Genomic DNA, 19669 nt, shown 5'->3' with positions numbered 1-19669 from the left:
ACCGTCCTTTTGCGTATAGTAGGCAAAAAGGACGGTGTTTTTTTTGAGACGTTGGCTTGCACTCATATTCGTAATTTTGTGTTCGATGCTTGTCGTTGTATATGAAACGAATGCATCCGACCGGCGATTTTTTTTACCCGAGCCATTAGGTGGGGTAAAAATTGTATTAGATGCTGGTCATGGAGGGGTTGATGGTGGTGCTTCAAATGGAGAGGTAATCGAAAAAGATGTGACACTGGCAATTACAAAAAAAGTATCTCGCCAATTGACACGTTTAGGAGCAGAAGTAGTATTAACGCGTTCAACAGATGGGGATGTATTAAGTGAACATGCACCAAGTGAGACATTTCCGACACTTCGTGAGCGTAAAAAACAGGACATTTTTTTACGTGAAACGTTAGTAGAATCACATGAACCGGATCTATTTATTACGATTCATGCAAATGCAATCCCAAATAGCAAGTGGAGAGGTGCGCAAGTGTTTTACCATCAGACTGGACATGAGAAAAGTGCGGCACTCGCACAGGCAATTCAGCAGTCAATTCGAGAGACGATGGAAAATACGGAACGCGAAGCATTGGCGATTAAAAATGTTTATTTATTAAAGAAAATTGAAAAGCCGGCTGTATTAGTAGAAACAGGCTTTTTAAGCAATGAGGAAGAGCGTGATTTACTGGCAAATGACAGCTATCAGGAAAAAATGGCATTTGCGATTGCGCGGGGCATTGAAAATTATATTCACGTAAAATACGAGTAGGCAACATGTAATAACAATACGAATCGATTATGATATACTAACAATTGTAATTTCATTCAGGGGAGTGTTTGATATGTTAAATGAGGAACAAGTCCGAGAACTATTAGGAGCACTACAAGATCCGTTTTTACATAAATCACTAGCAGAAACAAAAGGTGTAACAAACGTTTCGATTAAAGCAGAAAAAGCGCATGTTAGTGTTCGTATTGCAATCGCAAAAACTAATACGCCTGAACAAATGACACTGCAAATGAAAGTTGTTGAAGTGTTAAAAGAAAATGGCGCAGCTTCCGTTGGGATTCGTTTTGAAGAGTTACCTGCAGAAGTACTGCAATCATTCCGTGGACAAGCGACGGAATCAGAAGCACAAGATATTTTATCACCTTTATCAAGCGTACAATTTATTTCGATTGCATCAGGTAAAGGCGGAGTTGGGAAATCTACGGTATCTGTAAATATGGCGGTAGCATTAGCACGCCTAGGTAAAAAAGTCGGATTAATCGATGCTGATATTTATGGTTTCTCTGTACCGGACATGATGGGTGTTACAGAAATGCCGGTCGTAAAAGATGACCGTATTTACCCGGTGGAACGTCTTGGTGTAAAAGTTATTTCTATGGGATTCTTTGTTGAAAACAACGCACCAATCGTTTGGCGCGGACCGATGCTTGGGAAAGTATTGGACCAGTTCTTCCGTGATGTAGAGTGGGGCGATTTAGACTACTTACTATTGGATTTACCACCAGGAACAGGAGACGTGGCTCTGGACATTCACCAAATGCTGCCGTCTTCTAAAGAGATTGTTGTAACAACACCTCACCCGACAGCTGCTTTCGTAGCAGCCCGTGCAGGTGCAATGGCATTACAAACAAATCATGAAATCCTTGGTGTTATTGAAAATATGGCTTGGTATGAAAGCAAAACAGGGGAAAGAGAATTTGTATTTGGACAAGGTGGCGGTCCTAAGCTGGCTGATGAACTGCGCACAAAGTTACTTGGTCAAATTCCGTTAGGACAACCAGATTGGACAGAGGAAGACTTTGCTCCATCTGTTTATGCAGAAAGTCATCCAACAGGTAAGATCTATTTACAAATCGCTGAAGAAATTATTTCAGAGTTAATTAAAAAATAAAAAAACAACCAGTTGTCCCGAATGAGACGACTGGTTGTTTTTTTATGACCCTCCACCACTTTCCTTACCGCCGCCGCTTTCCTTCTCCGAACCGGATCCGGATTCAGAACCTGATTCCGATTCCTTTTCGGATGAAGCTTCACCGCTTTTCTTAATGAGCTCCTGCCATTTTGTCTGCATAAGCGGATTTTCGATTGTTTCCATTACGATTTTCTCCAGCTCTTTTCGCATGACGGCACCTTTCATTATGCTTTCAAGCTGTTTTTGCATATCCGGCTGGCCGAAAAAAGACGTCAAAGCTTCTTGATAGCTGGCGTCATTCAGTAAGTTTTTCATTAAATCTTCCTGTTGATCCTGCATACTTTTGGCGAATGTTTCTTTGAATTTCGGGTCTTCGAATGTTTTAATCCAAAAATCCATTGCCTCTTTTGATAACATTGTCTCCTCGGTCGCTTTTTTTACTTCTTCTGTATTTAAAATAAGCAACTCCCGGAAATTCTTGTCTTCAAACATTTGGCGAATTGCTTTTTTCCCGTCCTCTGTTTGAATGGCATCGACCATAATTTTCTTCACTTCATCATAAGACATTGTCGTCGATTTGGCATCACTACAACCGGCAAGGAGAATGAGGGAAAAGGCTAGTATGATTAATCGTTTCACTTTTCTCACGACCTTTCTTCATTTATGCGCTTTCGCTTATTGTTCACAATTTTACAAATTATATGTAACATGTTTTATGAGAGGTCGCTTTTTTGACATCGAATTGATAAAATATACAAGATATATTAAAAAATGGGGGAATTTGTTCGTGACGATACGGAACTGGGTAAAGTTTGCTTTTTGGGCATTAGTAATCGGTGGTTTAGTTAATGCAGTTGCCTCGTTAATTATTCGTTGGGACTTTTACCAGCCATACTTAGCGAACGGAGAAATCACGGAATTTCTTGCTGCAGTAGTTTGGAATATCGTATTAGGGATGACGATGAGTGTAATGGCACAAGCAGGATTTTTCGCTTATTTGACATTACATCAAGTCGGGGTCAATATATTTAGATCGTTAACACTTTGGAATTGGATTCAAGTCTTATTAATAATTATCGTCTTGATCGATATTATTGTTTTCCGTTTCGCACCAGGAGCAAATGCAGCGGGAGACTGGATCTTTTATGGTTTCTTACTTGCAGTGCTGATAGTTGCGGCGATATGGACAGCAATTAAAAAAATCAAAATGACTCAAAAGCCGCATGTGCTGATTTCAACATTGTTTTTCATGATTGTTATTACATCTTTGGAATGGATCATTGCTTTAATGGGAAGACAAGATAATATTGATGTATATGTCGCACTATTATTATTCCCATTAGTAGCCGTTAATGCATACCAAATTTTAATGCTGCCAAAATACAATGCACAATCAGAAGAAGATCGAAAACGGTTGGAAGAGCGCCGTAAAGCAAGAAAAGAAACAGCCAAAACTGCAAAAGCGTAAAAAAAGGGCGGTCACAGAAATGAAAAATTTCGTGTCAGCCCTTTTTTAGTTATATAGTAGATTCTTCAACTTAAGGATAACGCTTTGTAGAAATTTCATAGCCAAATATATTTTGCTCAATAGATATAAATTTATGCGTCTTAATAAATTTATTGATTTCTTCAAATGAAACTTCCTTATCTCGGTGTAGAGGAATGCTAACAAATGAACCTTCAGGAATTTTACTTTCTTCTATAGGAAACGTATATGTCGGAGCAACGATATTAATTCCCAGCTCATGTAAAGCAGTTTGCATGGAAGTATCGACTTTATAATCGGCGGTTGCAAACCAGAGCGGTTTTTTGTAAAACGTTTTTTCATAGATTGCAATTTCTTTTTTTAATAGATTCTTATCCTCGTATTGATCACTATTAGAACCAAGCAATCCGACACGAATATTTTTTTCCCTCAGCATCTTTACCAAATCTGGACTTCGTAGCAACCAGTCGCTATCAGCCAATATAAGCGGGTATGGTTCACGAAGATTTGTAATCCAGTCTTCAAAACCTTTGTGGGAATAACTTAACTCAATGATTAAGCTTTGCCCAAGCTGACCTTTTGTGATGACTGCAGGGGCTTCTGTTAATTGAAATACAGGGGAAATACTATTTTTATCATCAAAATAGATAAAAACTAAAAATAAGCATAAAACCAGTGATACCAAAGTTTTGTACATGTTTTACTACCCACTTTCAATTAGTATTAAACGTGTTTATATAAAAAACTTATGAAAAAGTGTTGACGGATATAACAAGGGGGTGATACTATAAGTAGGTCGCCAAGAGATGACGCGACAAACGAAACAAAATGAACCTTGAAAACTGAACAAGCAACGTTAATGAAACAAGCTTCTTAAATGAAGCAAACAATAGATTTCAACTTCTAACGAAGTTGGATCGCTAGCAAAGCAAATGAGCTTTCAAACTACTTTTATGGAGAGTTTGATCCTGGCTCAGGACGAACGCTGGCGGCGTGCCTAATACATGCAAGTCGAGCGGAAATTTTATTGGTGCTTGCACCTTTAAAATTTTAGCGGCGGACGGGTGAGTAACACGTGGGTAACCTACCTTATAGATTGGGATAACTCCGGGAAACCGGGGCTAATACCGAATAATACTTTTTAACACATGTTTGAAAGTTGAAAGACGGTTTCGGCTGTCACTATAAGATGGACCCGCGGCGCATTAGCTAGTTGGTGAGGTAACGGCTCACCAAGGCAACGATGCGTAGCCGACCTGAGAGGGTGATCGGCCACACTGGGACTGAGACACGGCCCAGACTCCTACGGGAGGCAGCAGTAGGGAATCTTCCACAATGGACGAAAGTCTGATGGAGCAACGCCGCGTGAGTGAAGAAGGATTTCGGTTCGTAAAACTCTGTTGCAAGGGAAGAACAAGTAGCGTAGTAACTGGCGCTACCTTGACGGTACCTTGTTAGAAAGCCACGGCTAACTACGTGCCAGCAGCCGCGGTAATACGTAGGTGGCAAGCGTTGTCCGGAATTATTGGGCGTAAAGCGCGCGCAGGTGGTTCCTTAAGTCTGATGTGAAAGCCCCCGGCTCAACCGGGGAGGGTCATTGGAAACTGGGGAACTTGAGTGCAGAAGAGGATAGTGGAATTCCAAGTGTAGCGGTGAAATGCGTAGAGATTTGGAGGAACACCAGTGGCGAAGGCGACTGTCTGGTCTGTAACTGACACTGAGGCGCGAAAGCGTGGGGAGCAAACAGGATTAGATACCCTGGTAGTCCACGCCGTAAACGATGAGTGCTAAGTGTTGGGGGGTTTCCGCCCCTCAGTGCTGCAGCTAACGCATTAAGCACTCCGCCTGGGGAGTACGGTCGCAAGACTGAAACTCAAAGGAATTGACGGGGGCCCGCACAAGCGGTGGAGCATGTGGTTTAATTCGAAGCAACGCGAAGAACCTTACCAGGTCTTGACATCCCGGTGACCACTATGGAGACATAGTTTCCCCTTCGGGGGCAACGGTGACAGGTGGTGCATGGTTGTCGTCAGCTCGTGTCGTGAGATGTTGGGTTAAGTCCCGCAACGAGCGCAACCCTTATTCTTAGTTGCCATCATTCAGTTGGGCACTCTAAGGAGACTGCCGGTGATAAACCGGAGGAAGGTGGGGATGACGTCAAATCATCATGCCCCTTATGACCTGGGCTACACACGTGCTACAATGGACGGTACAAACGGTTGCCAACCCGCGAGGGGGAGCTAATCCGATAAAACCGTTCTCAGTTCGGATTGTAGGCTGCAACTCGCCTACATGAAGCCGGAATCGCTAGTAATCGCGGATCAGCATGCCGCGGTGAATACGTTCCCGGGCCTTGTACACACCGCCCGTCACACCACGAGAGTTTGTAACACCCGAAGTCGGTGAGGTAACCTTTATGGAGCCAGCCGCCGAAGGTGGGATAGATGATTGGGGTGAAGTCGTAACAAGGTAGCCGTATCGGAAGGTGCGGCTGGATCACCTCCTTTCTAAGGATTTTTCGGAATCATTCCCTTGGGGAATGAAACATTAACGTTTGCTGTTCAGTTTTGAAGGTTCATTCTTAAATGAATGAAATACTTCAAAACCTTGCTCCTGACGCTTGCGCTTTCGTCGCAAAGCTGCATGAAGCAAAATCAGTGAAGCTTTGTCACGATGTGATTGAAGTCAGCTGCTTCGTTCTTTGAAAACTGGATAAAACGACATTGAAAGCAATAAATCAAATTTCTATTTTATAGATTTTTAAACAAGTCAAGCAATTGACGTGTAAACTTAAATCTTGGACAAGTTCCAAGTGTTAACTTTTGGTTAAGTTAATAAGGGCGCACGGTGGATGCCTTGGCACTAGGAGTCGATGAAGGACGGCACTAACACCGATATGCCTCGGGGAGCTGTAAGTAAGCTTTGATCCGGGGATTTCCGAATGGGGGAACCCACTATCTTTAATCGGATAGTATCTTCACGTGAATTCATAGCGTGTTGAAGACAGACGCAGAGAACTGAAACATCTAAGTACCTGCAGGAACAGAAAGAAAATTCGATTCCCTGAGTAGCGGCGAGCGAAACGGGAAGAGCCCAAACCAAAGAGCTTGCTCTTTGGGGTTGTAGGACACTCTATACGGAGTTACAAAAGAATGAATTAGACGAAGCGACTTGGAAAGGTCCGCGAAACGAGGTAAAAGCCCTGTAGTCAAAAGTTCATTCCCTCCAGAGTGTATCCTGAGTACGGCGGAACACGTGAAATTCCGTCGGAATCCGGGAGGACCATCTCCCAAGGCTAAATACTACCTAGTGACCGATAGTGAACCAGTACCGTGAGGGAAAGGTGAAAAGCACCCCGGAAGGGGAGTGAAATAGATCCTGAAACCGTGTGCCTACAAGTAGTTAGAGCCCGTTAATGGGTGATAGCGTGCCTTTTGTAGAATGAACCGGCGAGTTACGATTACGTGCGAGGTTAAGTTGAGAAGACGGAGCCGCAGCGAAAGCGAGTCTGAATAGGGCGAATTAGTACGTGGTCGTAGACCCGAAACCAGGTGATCTACCCATGTCCAGGGTGAAGGTGAGGTAACACTCACTGGAGGCCCGAACCCACGCACGTTGAAAAGTGCGGGGATGAGGTGTGGGTAGCGGAGAAATTCCAATCGAACCTGGAGATAGCTGGTTCTCTCCGAAATAGCTTTAGGGCTAGCCTCGTGATTGAGAATACCGGAGGTAGAGCACTGTTTGGACTAGGGGGGCATCTCGCTTTACCGAATTCAGACAAACTCCGAATGCCGGATATTTATACACGGGAGTCAGACTGCGAGTGATAAGATCCGTAGTCAAGAGGGAAACAGCCCAGACCACCAGCTAAGGTCCCCAAGTAATCGTTAAGTGGAAAAGGATGTGGCGTTGCTTAGACAACCAGGATGTTGGCTTAGAAGCAGCCATCATTTAAAGAGTGCGTAATAGCTCACTGGTCGAGTGACGCTGCGCCGAAAATGTATCGGGGCTAAACGATTCACCGAAGCTGTGGATGCATACTTTGAGTATGCGTGGTAGGAGAGCGTTCTAACAGCGTTGAAGTCAGACCGGAAGGACTGGTGGAGCGGTTAGAAGTGAGAATGCCGGTATGAGTAGCGAAACATGGGTGAGAATCCCATGCACCGTATGACTAAGGTTTCCTGAGGAAGGCTCGTCCGCTCAGGGTTAGTCGGGACCTAAGCCGAGGCCGATAGGCGTAGGCGATGGACAACAGGTTGATATTCCTGTACCACCTCCTCACCGTTTGAGAAATGGGGGGACGCAGTAGGATAGGGTAAGCACGCCGTTGGTTGCGCGTGTTCAAGCAGTAAGGCGTGTATGTAGGCAAATCCGCATACTATAACGTTGAGCTGTGATGACGAGCTCGTATGAGCGAAGTTCCTGATTTCACACTGCCAAGAAAAGCCTCTATCGAGGTGAGAGGTGCCCGTACCGCAAACCGACACAGGTAGTCGAGGAGAGAATCCTAAGGTGTGCGAGAGAACTCTCGTTAAGGAACTCGGCAAAATGACCCCGTAACTTCGGGAGAAGGGGTGCTTCTTTGGGTGCATAGCCTAGAGAAGCCGCAGTGAATAGGCCCAGGCGACTGTTTAGCAAAAACACAGGTCTCTGCAAAACCGTAAGGTGACGTATAGGGGCTGACGCCTGCCCGGTGCTGGAAGGTTAAGAGGAGCGGTTAGCGCAAGCGAAGCTGTGAATTGAAGCCCCAGTAAACGGCGGCCGTAACTATAACGGTCCTAAGGTAGCGAAATTCCTTGTCGGGTAAGTTCCGACCCGCACGAAAGGCGTAACGATCTGGGCACTGTCTCAACGAGAGACTCGGTGAAATTATAGTACCTGTGAAGATGCAGGTTACCCGCGACAGGACGGAAAGACCCCGTGGAGCTTTACTGTAGCCTGATATTGAATTTTGGTACAACTTGTACAGGATAGGTAGGAGCCAGAGATCTCGGAGCGCCAGCTTCGAAGGAGGCGTCGGTGGGATACTACCCTGGTTGTATTGAACTTCTAACCCATGCCCCTTAGCGGGGTAGGAGACAGTGTCAGGCGGACAGTTTGACTGGGGCGGTCGCCTCCTAAAGAGTAACGGAGGCGCCCAAAGGTTCCCTCAGAATGGTTGGAAATCATTCGTAGAGTGTAAAGGCATAAGGGAGCTTGACTGCGAGACCTACAAGTCGAGCAGGGTCGAAAGACGGGCTTAGTGATCCGGTGGTTCCGCATGGAAGGGCCATCGCTCAACGGATAAAAGCTACCCCGGGGATAACAGGCTTATCTCCCCCAAGAGTCCACATCGACGGGGAGGTTTGGCACCTCGATGTCGGCTCATCGCATCCTGGGGCTGTAGTCGGTCCCAAGGGTTGGGCTGTTCGCCCATTAAAGCGGTACGCGAGCTGGGTTCAGAACGTCGTGAGACAGTTCGGTCCCTATCCGTCGTGGGCGTAGGAAATTTGAGAGGAGCTGTCCTTAGTACGAGAGGACCGGGATGGACATACCGCTGGTGTACCAGTTGTCTTGCCAAAGGCATCGCTGGGTAGCTATGTATGGACGGGATAAGTGCTGAAAGCATCTAAGCATGAAGCCCCCCTCAAGATGAGATTTCCCATTACGCAAGTAAGTAAGACCCCTGAAAGACGATCAGGTAGATAGGTTCGAGGTGGAAGTGCGGCGACGCATGCAGCTGACGAATACTAATCGGTCGAGGACTTAACCACATTTTATTGCACAAATTCAATGAAACGTTTATCCAGTTTTGAAAGAATGAAAATTCTTTTACATAGGCTTTTTAAAGCCCACTATAGTGAAGTGATGATGGCAAAGAGGTCACACCCGTTCCCATACCGAACACGGAAGTTAAGCTCTTTAGCGCCGATGGTAGTTGGGGGCTTCCCCCTGTGAGAGTAGGACGTCGCTTCGCTCAAAAAGTCGCTGCTGATTTAGTCAGTAGTGGCTTTTTTATATTATTGAAGATTATATATATGCTACTATACAATATAAAGAGTAAACTCATAACACAATAAACCAAAGATGGAGTCTTAAATAATGACTGCCTTCTTTGGTTTTTCTTATATTTGAATGAAATTAATTTGCATGCCTTAAACGAGGATTGCTTTAGTAGTTGACCATTAAAGCAGAAAGAAATACGATTAATGAATGTAAAATGTCTTACAAGGCAAAACATTGGAGGAAGCAACATGACAGCACCATTTTTAACAGTAGTGGACTTACGATTAATTGAGCAACAAGTAAATAAAATATTGAAGGCAAAACTGGCATCAAATGATAAGAAAATTGTAGCGGCTGTACGGGAGCTGGCAATTACAGAGCTAAGAGAAAAACTGACGCATGTAAATGAAGATATTATCAAAGAAGTGGAAACGGTTGAGGATACCGTCGGGGCAGATCTATTTTTCCAAAGCTTAAAGTCATATACTATTCCGTTTAAATCAATTTCCGAGCAAGGATTGCAAAAGCTATTTAAAAAGGATAAAAAGCTGAAGTTGCCTAAACTAGAAGTGATTGATTGGCAAGCAATAAGTTATCTGTCATGGGTTGATAAGGGGACAAACCGCCAATATATTGTACTGGAAAAGGAAGGTCAATATACGGCATTGCGTGGAGTTGTAGATGCCCACAATCCTATTAAAGGTGTCTGTTCGATTTGTAATCAGCACAGTTCAGTTCATTTGTTTACAGCTACAGTAAAGGGCAATAGTGATAATTATACATCTTACAGCAACTACATTTGTGATGATTCACAACTATGTAATCAAAAGGTCAGTGATTATGAAAAACTTCAGGATTTTGTGGCCCGTAATTTAATATGAAAATAAAGTCATCATTATTGATGGCTTTTTATTTTGAAACTTTTCCCTTTTCTAACCGTAAAGGAAATTAAGAATCAAATTGGGGAGGATTGAGCCATGAGAAAAATTGCTTATAGTTTAGCTGTTGTGTTATTGCTGTCAGCCTGTAATAGTGAAAGTACAGATAAGCCAACAGCAGAAAATCAAACGAAGCAGGAGGTTGTGCATATGGAAGAAGCGCTATTAGGAAAGTGGCAAGGGATGATTGAAATTCCGCAGTCTCCACTTGAGATTATTTTAAATTTGGAAGAGTCGAGCGGAAGTATTTCCGTACCAGCACAAGGAATCAGTGATTTTGCATTTGAATCAATTAAGTATAATGAGTCGGAGGTGGCAATCACCATTAATTTGGCCGGATCACTAATTAAAATTGCCGGGACGCTTAAGAATGAAGTAATGGAAGGAACGTTTACGCAAAACGGCCAATCCTTTCCTATTATGTTAAAGCCTTATACAGAAACACCTGTTATGTATAAGGAGCTATTGATTCCTGTTTCCGGCGGAGAGCTTAAAGCAGCGTTGGAAATGCCTGATAAAGCTACGGGAGAACTTGTTATCATCCATGCAGGGTCAGGTCCTACAAATAAAGACGGCAATACAGTAGGTGCTGGTTCGAATAATAGCTTAAAGATGATTGCAGAAAGCTTAGCGGAGGTAGGGATTGCTTCCATTCGTTTCGATAAGCGTGGAGTCGGTGATAATACGGCACTAATTAAAAAAGAAGAGGATTTGACATTCGATGTATATGTAGAGGATGTAAAATCCATTGTAGATTATGCTGAAAAGGATGACCGCTTTAATGAAATTCATTTATTAGGGCACAGTGAAGGTGCATTAATAATGACCATTGCTGCCCAGCAAAATGACGTAGCCTCTCTAATTTCGGTTGCAGGTATCGGCAGACCGGCAGATGAGGTTTTGATGGAACAATTGTCAGCAAGCCTAACCCCGAATCTACTGGCGGAATCGGAAAAAATACTGCAGCAATTAAAAGCGGGTAAAGAGGTGGAAACAGTGCCTGCACAGCTTCAATCATTATTTAGACCATCTGTTCAGCCATATATGATTTCATGGCTTAAATACGATCCCCAGCACGAAATAGGGAATGTTGATGTTCCGGTTATTATTCTTCAAGGGAGAAAAGATATTCAAGTAACCGAAACAGATGCAGAAAACTTATATGCAGCAAATGATCAGGCGATAATACATTATTTCAGTAAGATGAATCATGTGTTAAAAGAAATAGAAGGCGACCGAGAACAAAATATTGCGAGCTATTCCAATCCCGATTTACCACTCGCAAATGGCTTAATCGATGAAATTGTCGAGTTTATAAAGCGGTATTAGAAAACAATAAGTCATTATAATGAGGCATTTCTAATAGAAGAAAAGCATTATAAATAAAATGTTCAAATTATTTCAAAAAACTACTTGTATAAATTTTAAACGTTGCTATAATAATAAATGTACGAAAGATGGCTTGTACATCACTGTATAATAGTAGCGTTCCGAAGTAGCTCAGTTGGTAGAGCATCCGGCTGTTAACCGGCAGGTCGCAGGTTCGAGTCCTGCCTTCGGAGCCATTTTTTTTGCCTTTTTATTATTATAAAATAATCAATAAAACTTTTTTAAAAAAAGTTTTTAAAAAAGGCTTGCACTATATAAAGATTGATGATATTATAAATCTTGTCTTAAAGAGAACAACTTATATAACGGCCCGTTGGTCAAGTGGTTAAGACACCGCCCTTTCACGGCGGTAACACGGGTTCGAATCCCGTACGGGTCACCATTTAAGGCTTCATAAAAAAATAAAGCAGTAACACTTGTTATGTATGGAGGATTAGCTCAGCTGGGAGAGCACCTGCCTTACAAGCAGGGGGTCGGCGGTTCGAGCCCGTCATCCTCCACCATTCAACTTTAACAGTGTTGCATCATTTGTCGGAGGGGTAGCGAAGTGGCTAAACGCGGCGGACTGTAAATCCGCTCCTTAGGGTTCGGCGGTTCGAATCCGTCCCCCTCCACCATCTATAAAATGTTTGGGGTATAGCCAAGCGGTAAGGCAACGGATTTTGATTCCGTCATGCCCTGGTTCGAATCCAGGTACCCCAGCCATTTTTTTTATTTTTTATGAGCCATTAGCTCAGTTGGTAGAGCATCTGACTTTTAATCAGAGGGTCGAAGGTTCGAGTCCTTCATGGCTCACTTTTATTTTATAAACTTAGAAGTGTACTTAAATATCAAAAATAACAATCCTTTACTTATTTATAAGTAAAGGATTTTTTGCATTTAAAGAGGGAAAATCGTTTAGTTACTCGAAATTCTATAGGAGGATGAGCCGAGAATAGAATAGAACAGAAAAGAAAGAATAAACGACAACATGTTAGGGGATGCAGAAATGATGAATCAGAAAATTTCAATCGTAGGGGTACCATGTGACTATGGACAACAACGCCGTGGGGTAGATATGGGCCCGAGTGCCATCCGATATGCAGGTGTGCAGCAGCGTTTGGCCAATCTTGGCTATGAAGTGGAAGATGAAGGAAATATTCAAGTTATTGAAGGGGATGCAGCTGTATCAAAAGATGAAAAGCTGCTTAATCTTGAAGAAGTAATTAAGGTCAATACAGCACTTGCCGAAAAAGTGTATAACGTTGTAAAAAAGGATTACATACCGCTTGTTTTAGGGGGCGATCACAGTATTGCAATTGGTACATTGGCGGGCTTATCGATGAAATATAAAAATCTGGGTGTCATCTGGTTTGATGCCCATGCAGATTTAAATACACCGGAAACAACGCCGTCAGGAAATATTCATGGAATGCCATTAGCAACAAGTATCGGGCTAGGACATGAAAGGCTGACGTCAATTTTACATGCAGATCCTAAAATCAAAGCCGAAAACATAGTTATAATTGGCGGACGTTCCATCGATGAAGGGGAACGGGAGCTAATTAAAGCGCGGGGGATTAAAATATACACAATGCACGAAATCGATCGCCTTGGAATGACATATGTAATGGAAGAAACTCTAAAATATTTTAAGCAGCTGCAAATAGACGGGCTTCATTTATCACTTGATTTGGACGCGTTAGATCCTCTATATACTCCTGGTGTAGGGACACCTGTAGCAGGTGGAATCACTTATCGGGAAAGTCATTTGGCGATGGAAATGATTCAGGAATCCGGACTGATGACATCGGCGGAGTTTGTAGAAGTAAATCCTATATTGGATGAGCGAAATAAAACAGCAGAGCTGGCAGTTGCATTAATCGGCTCTTTATTTGGCGAAACTTTAGTATGATTATTACGAAAAAATTCGATTGGTCGTTACGAAGTTTGTTATAATAAAGGCACATATTTATGGGTGGAAAAAAATTTTTAGAGAAAATGAAACCTTTTAAAAAGCAATCCGTATATATAGAACAGCTGAAAAGGTGGAGAGGAAAGACAAATGGATGCGTTAGTTAATAAAAGAATAAAGCAAGTGCTTAAAGGTGACCAAAACGCATATGCCGACATCGTTAACCTCTACCAGCACAAGCTGTATCAAGTGTGCTATCGAATGCTTGGAAATAAACAGGAAGCAGAAGATATCGCACAAGAGGCATTCATACGTGCCTATATTAATTTACATTCGTATGATCAAAATCGAAAATTTTCAACATGGCTTTACCGAATCGGAACAAATCTCTGCATTGACCGTATTCGTAAAAAGAAGCCCGATTATTATTTAGATGCGGAAGTAGCCGGTACAGAGGGACTGGATATGTATTCTCAAATTGCCGCAGATGAGCAGTTGCCGGAAGAGGCTGTTGAGCAGATGGAACTTCAGGACCGAATACAGTATGAAATCAGCCGCCTTCCCGATAAGTATCGATCGGTCATTGTATTAAAATATATTGAAGAGCTGTCCCTTCAGGAAATAAGCGAAATTTTGGATATGCCTTTAGGTACAGTTAAAACCCGTATTCACCGTGGCCGTGAAGCGTTAAGAAAGCAGTTAAACAATTTGTAGGAGGAAGATACGCATGAAAACGTGTGCATCAGAATTCGTGGATTATATGCACGAATATTTAGATGGTGATATTAGTCGTGAGCATGAACAAATATTGAAGCAGCATTTACAAACATGCCCTGATTGCCAACAACATATGCATGAATTAAGTGACACGGTTGCGTTTATCAAGAGTGCAGCACATATTACTGCCCCTCCGAGCTTTGAGGATCAAGTGATAAGTCGTTTACCGAAACGCAAAAGTTCTGCCGGCATTAAACGTTGGTTCCGTCAGCATCCTGTACTTGTAGCTGCAGCAGTATTCTTTTTATGTATGAGCGCTACATTGCTGGGCAGTTTCCCGAATGATGATCATTTCTATGTGACGAAACAGCCTAATTTAGTTGTTGAAGGACAGACGGTAACAGTACCGGTCGGTGAAGTTGTAAAAGGTGACATCGTTGTGAAAAATGGAGACATTATTGTCGAAGGGGAAGTAGACGGCAATATTACGGTTATCAATGGCAACTACATGGCATCTACGGCAGTCGTTACAGGGCAAGTAGAGGAAATCGATGAAATGTTCGAATGGCTTTGGTACAAAATTAAAGACGGCTTCAATAAAACAATCGCTGTTTTTGAAAAGTAATAATGTGCAATTATTATTACCGCAAATACAATAAGAAATAATATTTTCTAAATAAATCGGAACTTTTTTTAAAAAAAAGCCGTTCTAGTATAGAAAGGAAAAGTCTACTCGTTCGGGTAGACTTTTTTCTGTTTGGAAAGTTAATCACTGACAGAATTGTGCTATACTAAAATCAAGATGGAATAGCAAGTAAAGGTGGGGGATGCCACATGCAAATAATTGAGCAATTTACAGACATTGCTGCTGTAGATATGATTTTTAAAGTACTGGACGTACTGCTCGTATGGTACGTAGTTTATAAAGCATTGACCCTCATTAAAGGAACGAAAGCCGTTCAATTATTGAAAGGGTTATTAATTGTGGTGTTAGCGAAATTTGCTACCTACGTTTTCGGTTTGGACACCCTCGACTGGTTGCTGCAAGAAGTAATTGACTGGGGTTTCTTAGCTATTATTATTATATTCCAGCCGGAAATTCGCCGAGCACTTGAGCAAATAGGACGAGGCAAGATTTTCCAGCGAACGAATAACCAGCAGGAAGATGAACAGACACGCTTAGTCGAAGCGATGAAAAAGTCTGTAAGTTATATGGCAAAACGCCGAATTGGAGCACTTATTTCGATTGAAAAAGATACAGGATTAAATGAATATGTAGAAACGGGCATTAAGATGGATGCCGCCATTTCTTCTGAATTAATGATTAATATTTTCATCCCAAATACACCGTTACATGACGGGGCCGTAATTATACAGAAAAACCAAATAGCCGCTTCGGCATGTTACTTGCCTTTGTCAGAAAGTGCATTTATATCCAAAGAACTTGGTACTCGTCACCGGGCAGCACTTGGGTTAAGTGAAGTGACAGATGCAATTACTGTTGTTGTATCAGAAGAAACAGGTGCGATTAGTATAACAGCTAACGGTAATTTACACCGTAATCTCACTATTACAGAATTTGAAGAATTACTGCGTAAATTGTGGTTTGGCCCTGAGCAAGATTCTAACTTAGCATCTAAGTGGACTTGGGGAGGGAAAAAGAATGGATAAAATATTTGATAGCTCATGGATGCTCCGTTTAACCGCTTTGTTTTTAGCGGTAGCCCTCTTCCTGTATATTCAAACAGAAGAAAAACGAGAAACGGACTCGGGTCCATCCAATGAAACAGATGTCATCACAAATGTACCATTGGAAGTGTACTATGATTCTGATAACCTATTTGTTACAGGGCTCCCTGAAACGGTCGATGTGAAAATTTCAGGACCGAAACAAATTGTAATGAAAACAAAGCTTGAAAAAGATTTCAAACTCTTTGTCGATTTAAACTCATTGTTAATTGGGGAACATAGCGTTACAATACATCAAGAAAACTTTTCCGAAAAACTGGATGTGTCAATTGAGCCTAGAATTATTAATATAACGATTGAGGAAAAGGTTACAGAACAGTTTCGTGTAGAGCCGGAAATGAATAACCGCCTTTTAGCTGAAAACTTCATACTGGACGAGATGACGGCAGAACCGTCGAAAGTAGCAGTAACAGGAGCGAAGAGCGTCATTGATAACATAAGTTATGTAAAGGCGACAGTTTCAGGCGAGAAAGATTTGAATGAATCATTTGAGCAGGAAGCGACTGTAAAGGTACTCGACCGTGATTTGAATAAGCTCGATGTCAGCATTAATCCGGATAAGGTCAATGTAAAAGTAGAAATAAATGAATATAGTAAAGAAGTCCCGATTAAAATCAATGAAATTGGGGAACCAGTAGAGGGGCTTACAATTGACAATATATCCCTGGAAAAATCTGACATAACGGTATATGGTTCGAAATCTGTAGTGGATTCATTAAAAGAAGTTGTTGTAGACGTCGATGTTTCAAAAATAAAAAAATCCGGTCCGTACGAATTTAAAATCGAGCTTCCGACAGGAGCTACCAAGTTATCACAAGATAAACTAACGGTACGCGCAAATGTGAGCGGTGAGCCGGTTCGTGAACAGGAAAAAGATAGTGAAGCAGATAATGATTCTAACAATGAAGATACAGATGGAAACTAACTATCAATAAATAGTAATCCACTTTAGGTGGTAAATTTAAAAACGTATGGTATTTCAAGCGTTGAAGGAGAGAGAAAGTAAATGGGTAAATATTTCGGAACAGATGGCGTTCGCGGTGTCGCAAATAGTGAACTAACACCAGAGTTGGCATTTAAACTAGGCCGTATTGGCGGCTACGTGCTGACGAAGGATGCTAAAGATCGCCCGAAAGTATTAATTGGACGCGATACACGTATTTCTGGGGAGATGCTTGAAGGTGCACTTGTTGCAGGTCTTCTTTCAATTGGAGCAGAAGTTATGCGTTTAGGTGTAATTAGTACACCGGGTGTTGCGTATCTTACACGTGTCATGAATGCTGAAGCAGGTGTCATGATTTCAGCATCTCATAATCCTGTCGCAGATAACGGCATCAAATTTTTCGGTCCGGACGGCTTTAAATTAACGGATGCACAAGAAGAAGAAATTGAACGTATTCTTGATGCAGAAGAAGATACATTACCACGCCCAGTAGGTGCTGCTGTTGGTTCAGTAACAGACTACTTTGAAGGTGGACAAAAATATATTTCATACTTAAAACAAACAGTTGAAGAAGATTTTGAAGGATTACATGTGGCATTAGACTGTGCGCATGGTGCAACTTCTTCTTTAGCGACTCATTTATTTGCAGATTTAGAGGCAGATATTTCAACAATGGGCGCTTCACCGGATGGACTGAACATCAATGAAGGTGTCGGTTCAACACATCCTGAAAAATTAGCTGCATTTGTCGCGGAGCGCGGCGCGGATGTCGGTTTAGCATTTGATGGAGATGGCGACCGTTTAATCGCTGTAGATGAAAACGGTACGATTGTTGACGGTGACCAGATTATGTTCATCATCGGAAAATATTTACACGCAAAAGGCCGCTTAAACAAAGGCACGATAGTTTCTACAGTTATGAGTAACATGGGCTTCTACAAAGCGCTTGAAGACAACGAAATGACAAGTGTTCAAACAGCAGTTGGAGACCGCTATGTTGTGGAAGAAATGCGTGCAAATGATTATAACTTAGGTGGCGAGCAATCGGGTCACATCGTATTTTTAGATTACAATACGACAGGCGACGGTTTGCTGACAGGTATTCAGTTAGTGAATATTATGAAGGCAACAGGTAAAAAACTTTCTGAACTTGCGGCGGAAATGACGATTTACCCGCAGAAATTAGTAAACGTGCGTGTAACAGACAAACATGCTGTTACACAAAATGAAAAAGTTGCCGCTGTCATCGCTGAAGTAGAAGCGGAAATGGCAGGAAATGGCCGTGTATTAGTACGCCCTTCAGGTACGGAGCCTTTAGTACGCGTTATGGTGGAAGCAGCTTCTGAAGAGGCTTGCGAAAACTATGTAGCACGCATTGCAGATGTAGTTCGTACAGAAATGGGTTTAGCTGAATAAATTGACTGGACAGCACCGGAAGCAATGGAAACATTGCTTCCGGTGTTTTTATAATGAATTTTCCAATATGCGGGTTAGAAATTCCATAAAAAAGTTCTAATAACATACCGTTCTTCTCATATCACCTCCACTATTCTAATAAAATGAACTCCAGGTTCACTCAAGATGACAAAATAACCTTTTTCCGCTTAAAACCAGTTATAAATTTTACTGTTCTAATGAATACTTAAACTGTTCTACCATTTGTTGAAATCGATTTGAAACTATTAACATTTGCTCTAATAAAGAAACGTGACTCATGTAAATATGTTTCATTTTCAAGAATTATGGGAAACAAAATAAAGTATCCTAATAAGACGAAGGAGTGTTTTACATTGGCTAAAATTGCAACATTAATTACTGACAAGTTTGAAGATGTGGAGTTCACAAGTCCGAAACAGGCACTAGAGGCTGCAGGGCATACAATTGTAACGATCGATAAAGAAGGCAATAAATCGGTTACTGGTAAAAATGGCGAGGCGACAGTTCAGATTGATAAAGGGGTAGCAGAGGCAAACCCGCAGGACTTCGATGCGTTATTTATTCCAGGTGGTTTTTCGCCGGATTTACTGCGTGATGATGAGCGTGTTGTAGCATTTGCAAAGTATTTTATGGATGAGAAGAAACCTGTCTTTGCAATTTGCCATGGACCACAGCTGCTAATTACAGCAAAGTCATTAGAGGGACGCGATGCGACAGGCTATAAATCGATTAAAGTCGATATGGAATATGCAGGGGTAAAATTCCATGATGAAGAAGTATTCGTTTGTCAAAAACAGCTTGTAACAAGCCGCACACCGGATGATTTACCTGCATTTAACCGAGAAATTGTAAATTTATTAGAAGAGAAGGGGCTTTAATCGAGCTCTTTGCATACGATAGAAAATAGTGCATATCCCGTTTTGATGTCATGTGGAGTGAGTCTTGTAAACAGTGGGAATGACAACTACCTGCTATTACAAACTTCTACTTCCAGGTCAAAACGGGATATTTTTTCTTGCGGGGAAAGTTCACATTTGTTATGGGGAATCCTTACTTTTTAAAGGGAAATTTTTTATGTGGAGCGCTTAAAATGATAGAGTAGGATTGACGGTGAAATTGTTTATGTGTATGATGTAAATGCTCAGTAAATGGAAATCGTTGAGCTGCGCAAAAGGAGAGAAAATCGCGCATACAAAATCGGAAAACAATAATAGCGCCAGA

14 protein-coding genes, 6 tRNA genes and 3 rRNA genes are annotated in these 19669 nt (G+C 42.0%); 21 read left to right on the top strand and 2 right to left on the bottom strand.

What is annotated here, in order from left to right:
• The first annotated feature begins 43 nt into the window (after window positions 1–43).
• Together MKX73_RS06150 and MKX73_RS06145 are read left to right on the top strand one after the other, a co-directional pair.
• Window positions 44–757 (top strand): N-acetylmuramoyl-L-alanine amidase, encoded by a 714-nt coding sequence (locus MKX73_RS06150; protein WP_340716725.1) that lies wholly within the window; start codon window positions 44–46, stop codon window positions 755–757.
• A gap of 73 nt (window positions 758–830) precedes the next feature.
• Window positions 831–1889, top strand: a complete 1059-nt coding sequence (locus tag MKX73_RS06145; protein ID WP_340716724.1) for a P-loop NTPase — start codon at window positions 831–833, stop codon at window positions 1887–1889.
• Window positions 1890–1931: 42 nt separating this feature from the next.
• Here the strand turns inward: MKX73_RS06145 and gerD are convergent, their stop codons facing one another.
• Window positions 1932–2549, bottom strand: coding sequence for a spore germination lipoprotein GerD (gene gerD, locus MKX73_RS06140; protein ID WP_340716723.1), 618 nt, complete (start codon window positions 2547–2549; stop codon window positions 1932–1934).
• Window positions 2550–2697: 148 nt separating this feature from the next.
• Here gerD and MKX73_RS06135 point away from each other — a divergent pair, with 148 nt between their 5' ends.
• Complete coding sequence (locus tag MKX73_RS06135; RefSeq protein WP_340716722.1) at window positions 2698–3378, top strand: KinB-signaling pathway activation protein; 681 nt, start codon at window positions 2698–2700, stop codon at window positions 3376–3378.
• A gap of 70 nt (window positions 3379–3448) precedes the next feature.
• Here MKX73_RS06135 and MKX73_RS06130 read toward each other — a convergent pair whose 3' ends face one another.
• Window positions 3449–4093, bottom strand: coding sequence for a hypothetical protein (locus tag MKX73_RS06130; protein ID WP_340716721.1), 645 nt, complete (start codon window positions 4091–4093; stop codon window positions 3449–3451).
• 253 nt (window positions 4094–4346) lie between these two features.
• Between MKX73_RS06130 and MKX73_RS06125 the strand changes: the two genes are divergently transcribed.
• The 18 genes from MKX73_RS06125 to MKX73_RS06040 all read left to right on the top strand — a co-directional run bounded on the left by MKX73_RS06125 (window position 4347) and on the right by MKX73_RS06040 (window position 19326).
• Window positions 4347–5903 (top strand): 16S ribosomal RNA (locus MKX73_RS06125).
• Between the two features lie 317 nt (window positions 5904–6220).
• Window positions 6221–9149: ribosomal RNA gene (locus MKX73_RS06120) — 23S ribosomal RNA — on the top strand.
• 87 nt (window positions 9150–9236) lie between these two features.
• A 5S ribosomal RNA gene (gene rrf, locus MKX73_RS06115) occupies window positions 9237–9352 on the top strand.
• Together the 16S, 23S and 5S rRNA genes form the textbook arrangement of a ribosomal RNA operon.
• A gap of 277 nt (window positions 9353–9629) precedes the next feature.
• On the top strand, window positions 9630–10262 hold the full coding sequence (locus tag MKX73_RS06110; protein ID WP_340716720.1) for a FusB/FusC family EF-G-binding protein: 633 nt from the start codon (window positions 9630–9632) through the stop codon (window positions 10260–10262).
• A gap of 96 nt (window positions 10263–10358) precedes the next feature.
• Window positions 10359–11648, top strand: coding sequence for an alpha/beta fold hydrolase (locus tag MKX73_RS06105; protein WP_340716719.1), 1290 nt, complete (start codon window positions 10359–10361; stop codon window positions 11646–11648).
• Window positions 11649–11808: 160 nt separating this feature from the next.
• Window positions 11809–11884: transfer RNA gene (locus tag MKX73_RS06100), tRNA-Asn, on the top strand.
• 131 nt (window positions 11885–12015) lie between these two features.
• Window positions 12016–12090: transfer RNA gene (locus MKX73_RS06095), tRNA-Glu, on the top strand.
• 45 nt (window positions 12091–12135) lie between these two features.
• A tRNA-Val gene (locus MKX73_RS06090) sits at window positions 12136–12211 on the top strand.
• A 30-nt stretch (window positions 12212–12241) separates the two neighbouring features.
• Window positions 12242–12325, top strand: a tRNA-Tyr gene (locus MKX73_RS06085).
• A 13-nt stretch (window positions 12326–12338) separates the two neighbouring features.
• Window positions 12339–12413: transfer RNA gene (locus tag MKX73_RS06080), tRNA-Gln, on the top strand.
• A gap of 17 nt (window positions 12414–12430) precedes the next feature.
• A tRNA-Lys gene (locus tag MKX73_RS06075) sits at window positions 12431–12503 on the top strand.
• Between the two features lie 193 nt (window positions 12504–12696).
• The gene (rocF, locus tag MKX73_RS06070) at window positions 12697–13602 is read left to right on the top strand and encodes an arginase (RefSeq protein ID WP_340716718.1); all 906 of its coding nucleotides are present in this window, start codon (window positions 12697–12699) and stop codon (window positions 13600–13602) included.
• Between the two features lie 150 nt (window positions 13603–13752).
• Entirely contained in the window at window positions 13753–14316 is a 564-nt protein-coding gene (gene sigW, locus MKX73_RS06065) for an RNA polymerase sigma factor SigW (protein ID WP_008405972.1), read from the top strand.
• A gap of 13 nt (window positions 14317–14329) precedes the next feature.
• Complete coding sequence (locus tag MKX73_RS06060) at window positions 14330–14944, top strand: anti-sigma factor family protein (protein WP_340716717.1); 615 nt, start codon at window positions 14330–14332, stop codon at window positions 14942–14944.
• A gap of 209 nt (window positions 14945–15153) precedes the next feature.
• Window positions 15154–15990: a diadenylate cyclase CdaA gene (gene cdaA, locus MKX73_RS06055; RefSeq protein WP_340716716.1), complete on the top strand. Its 837-nt coding sequence runs from the start codon at window positions 15154–15156 to the stop codon at window positions 15988–15990.
• Window positions 15983–16993 carry a CdaR family protein gene (locus MKX73_RS06050; RefSeq protein WP_340716715.1) on the top strand — a complete coding sequence of 337 codons (1011 nt, stop codon included), beginning with the start codon at window positions 15983–15985 and terminating at the stop codon, window positions 16991–16993. Before cdaA ends, MKX73_RS06050 begins: the two co-directional genes overlap by 8 nt.
• Before the next feature lie 81 nt (window positions 16994–17074).
• Window positions 17075–18427: a phosphoglucosamine mutase gene (glmM, locus tag MKX73_RS06045; RefSeq protein WP_340716714.1), complete on the top strand. Its 1353-nt coding sequence runs from the start codon at window positions 17075–17077 to the stop codon at window positions 18425–18427.
• A 374-nt stretch (window positions 18428–18801) separates the two neighbouring features.
• A complete protein-coding gene (locus MKX73_RS06040) occupies window positions 18802–19326 on the top strand; it encodes a type 1 glutamine amidotransferase domain-containing protein (protein WP_251691090.1) in 525 nt (174 codons plus the stop codon).
• Window positions 19327–19669 lie beyond the last annotated feature (343 nt).

Origin of the sequence: Solibacillus sp. FSL W7-1436, assembly GCF_038007305.1 — a bacterium.
Classification (GTDB): Bacteria; Bacillota; Bacilli; order Bacillales_A; family Planococcaceae; genus Solibacillus.
Note: the sequence above shows the minus strand (reverse complement) of the source record. Positions and strands in the feature narration are given on the sequence as shown.

What these genes read in the sequence shown, in the direction of transcription:
- glmM (WP_340716714.1), top strand. Translation starts at nt 17,075, where the DNA reads ATGGGTAAATATTTCGGAACAGATGGCGTTCGCGGTGTCGCAAATAGT.
- sigW (WP_008405972.1), top strand. Translation starts at nt 13,753, where the DNA reads ATGGATGCGTTAGTTAATAAAAGAATAAAGCAAGTGCTTAAAGGTGAC.
- MKX73_RS06145 (WP_340716724.1), top strand. Translation starts at nt 831, where the DNA reads ATGTTAAATGAGGAACAAGTCCGAGAACTATTAGGAGCACTACAAGAT.
- MKX73_RS06050 (WP_340716715.1), top strand. Translation starts at nt 15,983, where the DNA reads ATGGATAAAATATTTGATAGCTCATGGATGCTCCGTTTAACCGCTTTG.
- cdaA (WP_340716716.1), top strand. Translation starts at nt 15,154, where the DNA reads ATGCAAATAATTGAGCAATTTACAGACATTGCTGCTGTAGATATGATT.
- MKX73_RS06060 (WP_340716717.1), top strand. Translation starts at nt 14,330, where the DNA reads ATGAAAACGTGTGCATCAGAATTCGTGGATTATATGCACGAATATTTA.
- MKX73_RS06130 (WP_340716721.1), bottom strand. Translation starts at nt 4,093, where the DNA reads ATGTACAAAACTTTGGTATCACTGGTTTTATGCTTATTTTTAGTTTTT.
- MKX73_RS06110 (WP_340716720.1), top strand. Translation starts at nt 9,630, where the DNA reads ATGACAGCACCATTTTTAACAGTAGTGGACTTACGATTAATTGAGCAA.
- MKX73_RS06105 (WP_340716719.1), top strand. Translation starts at nt 10,359, where the DNA reads ATGAGAAAAATTGCTTATAGTTTAGCTGTTGTGTTATTGCTGTCAGCC.
- rocF (WP_340716718.1), top strand. Translation starts at nt 12,697, where the DNA reads ATGATGAATCAGAAAATTTCAATCGTAGGGGTACCATGTGACTATGGA.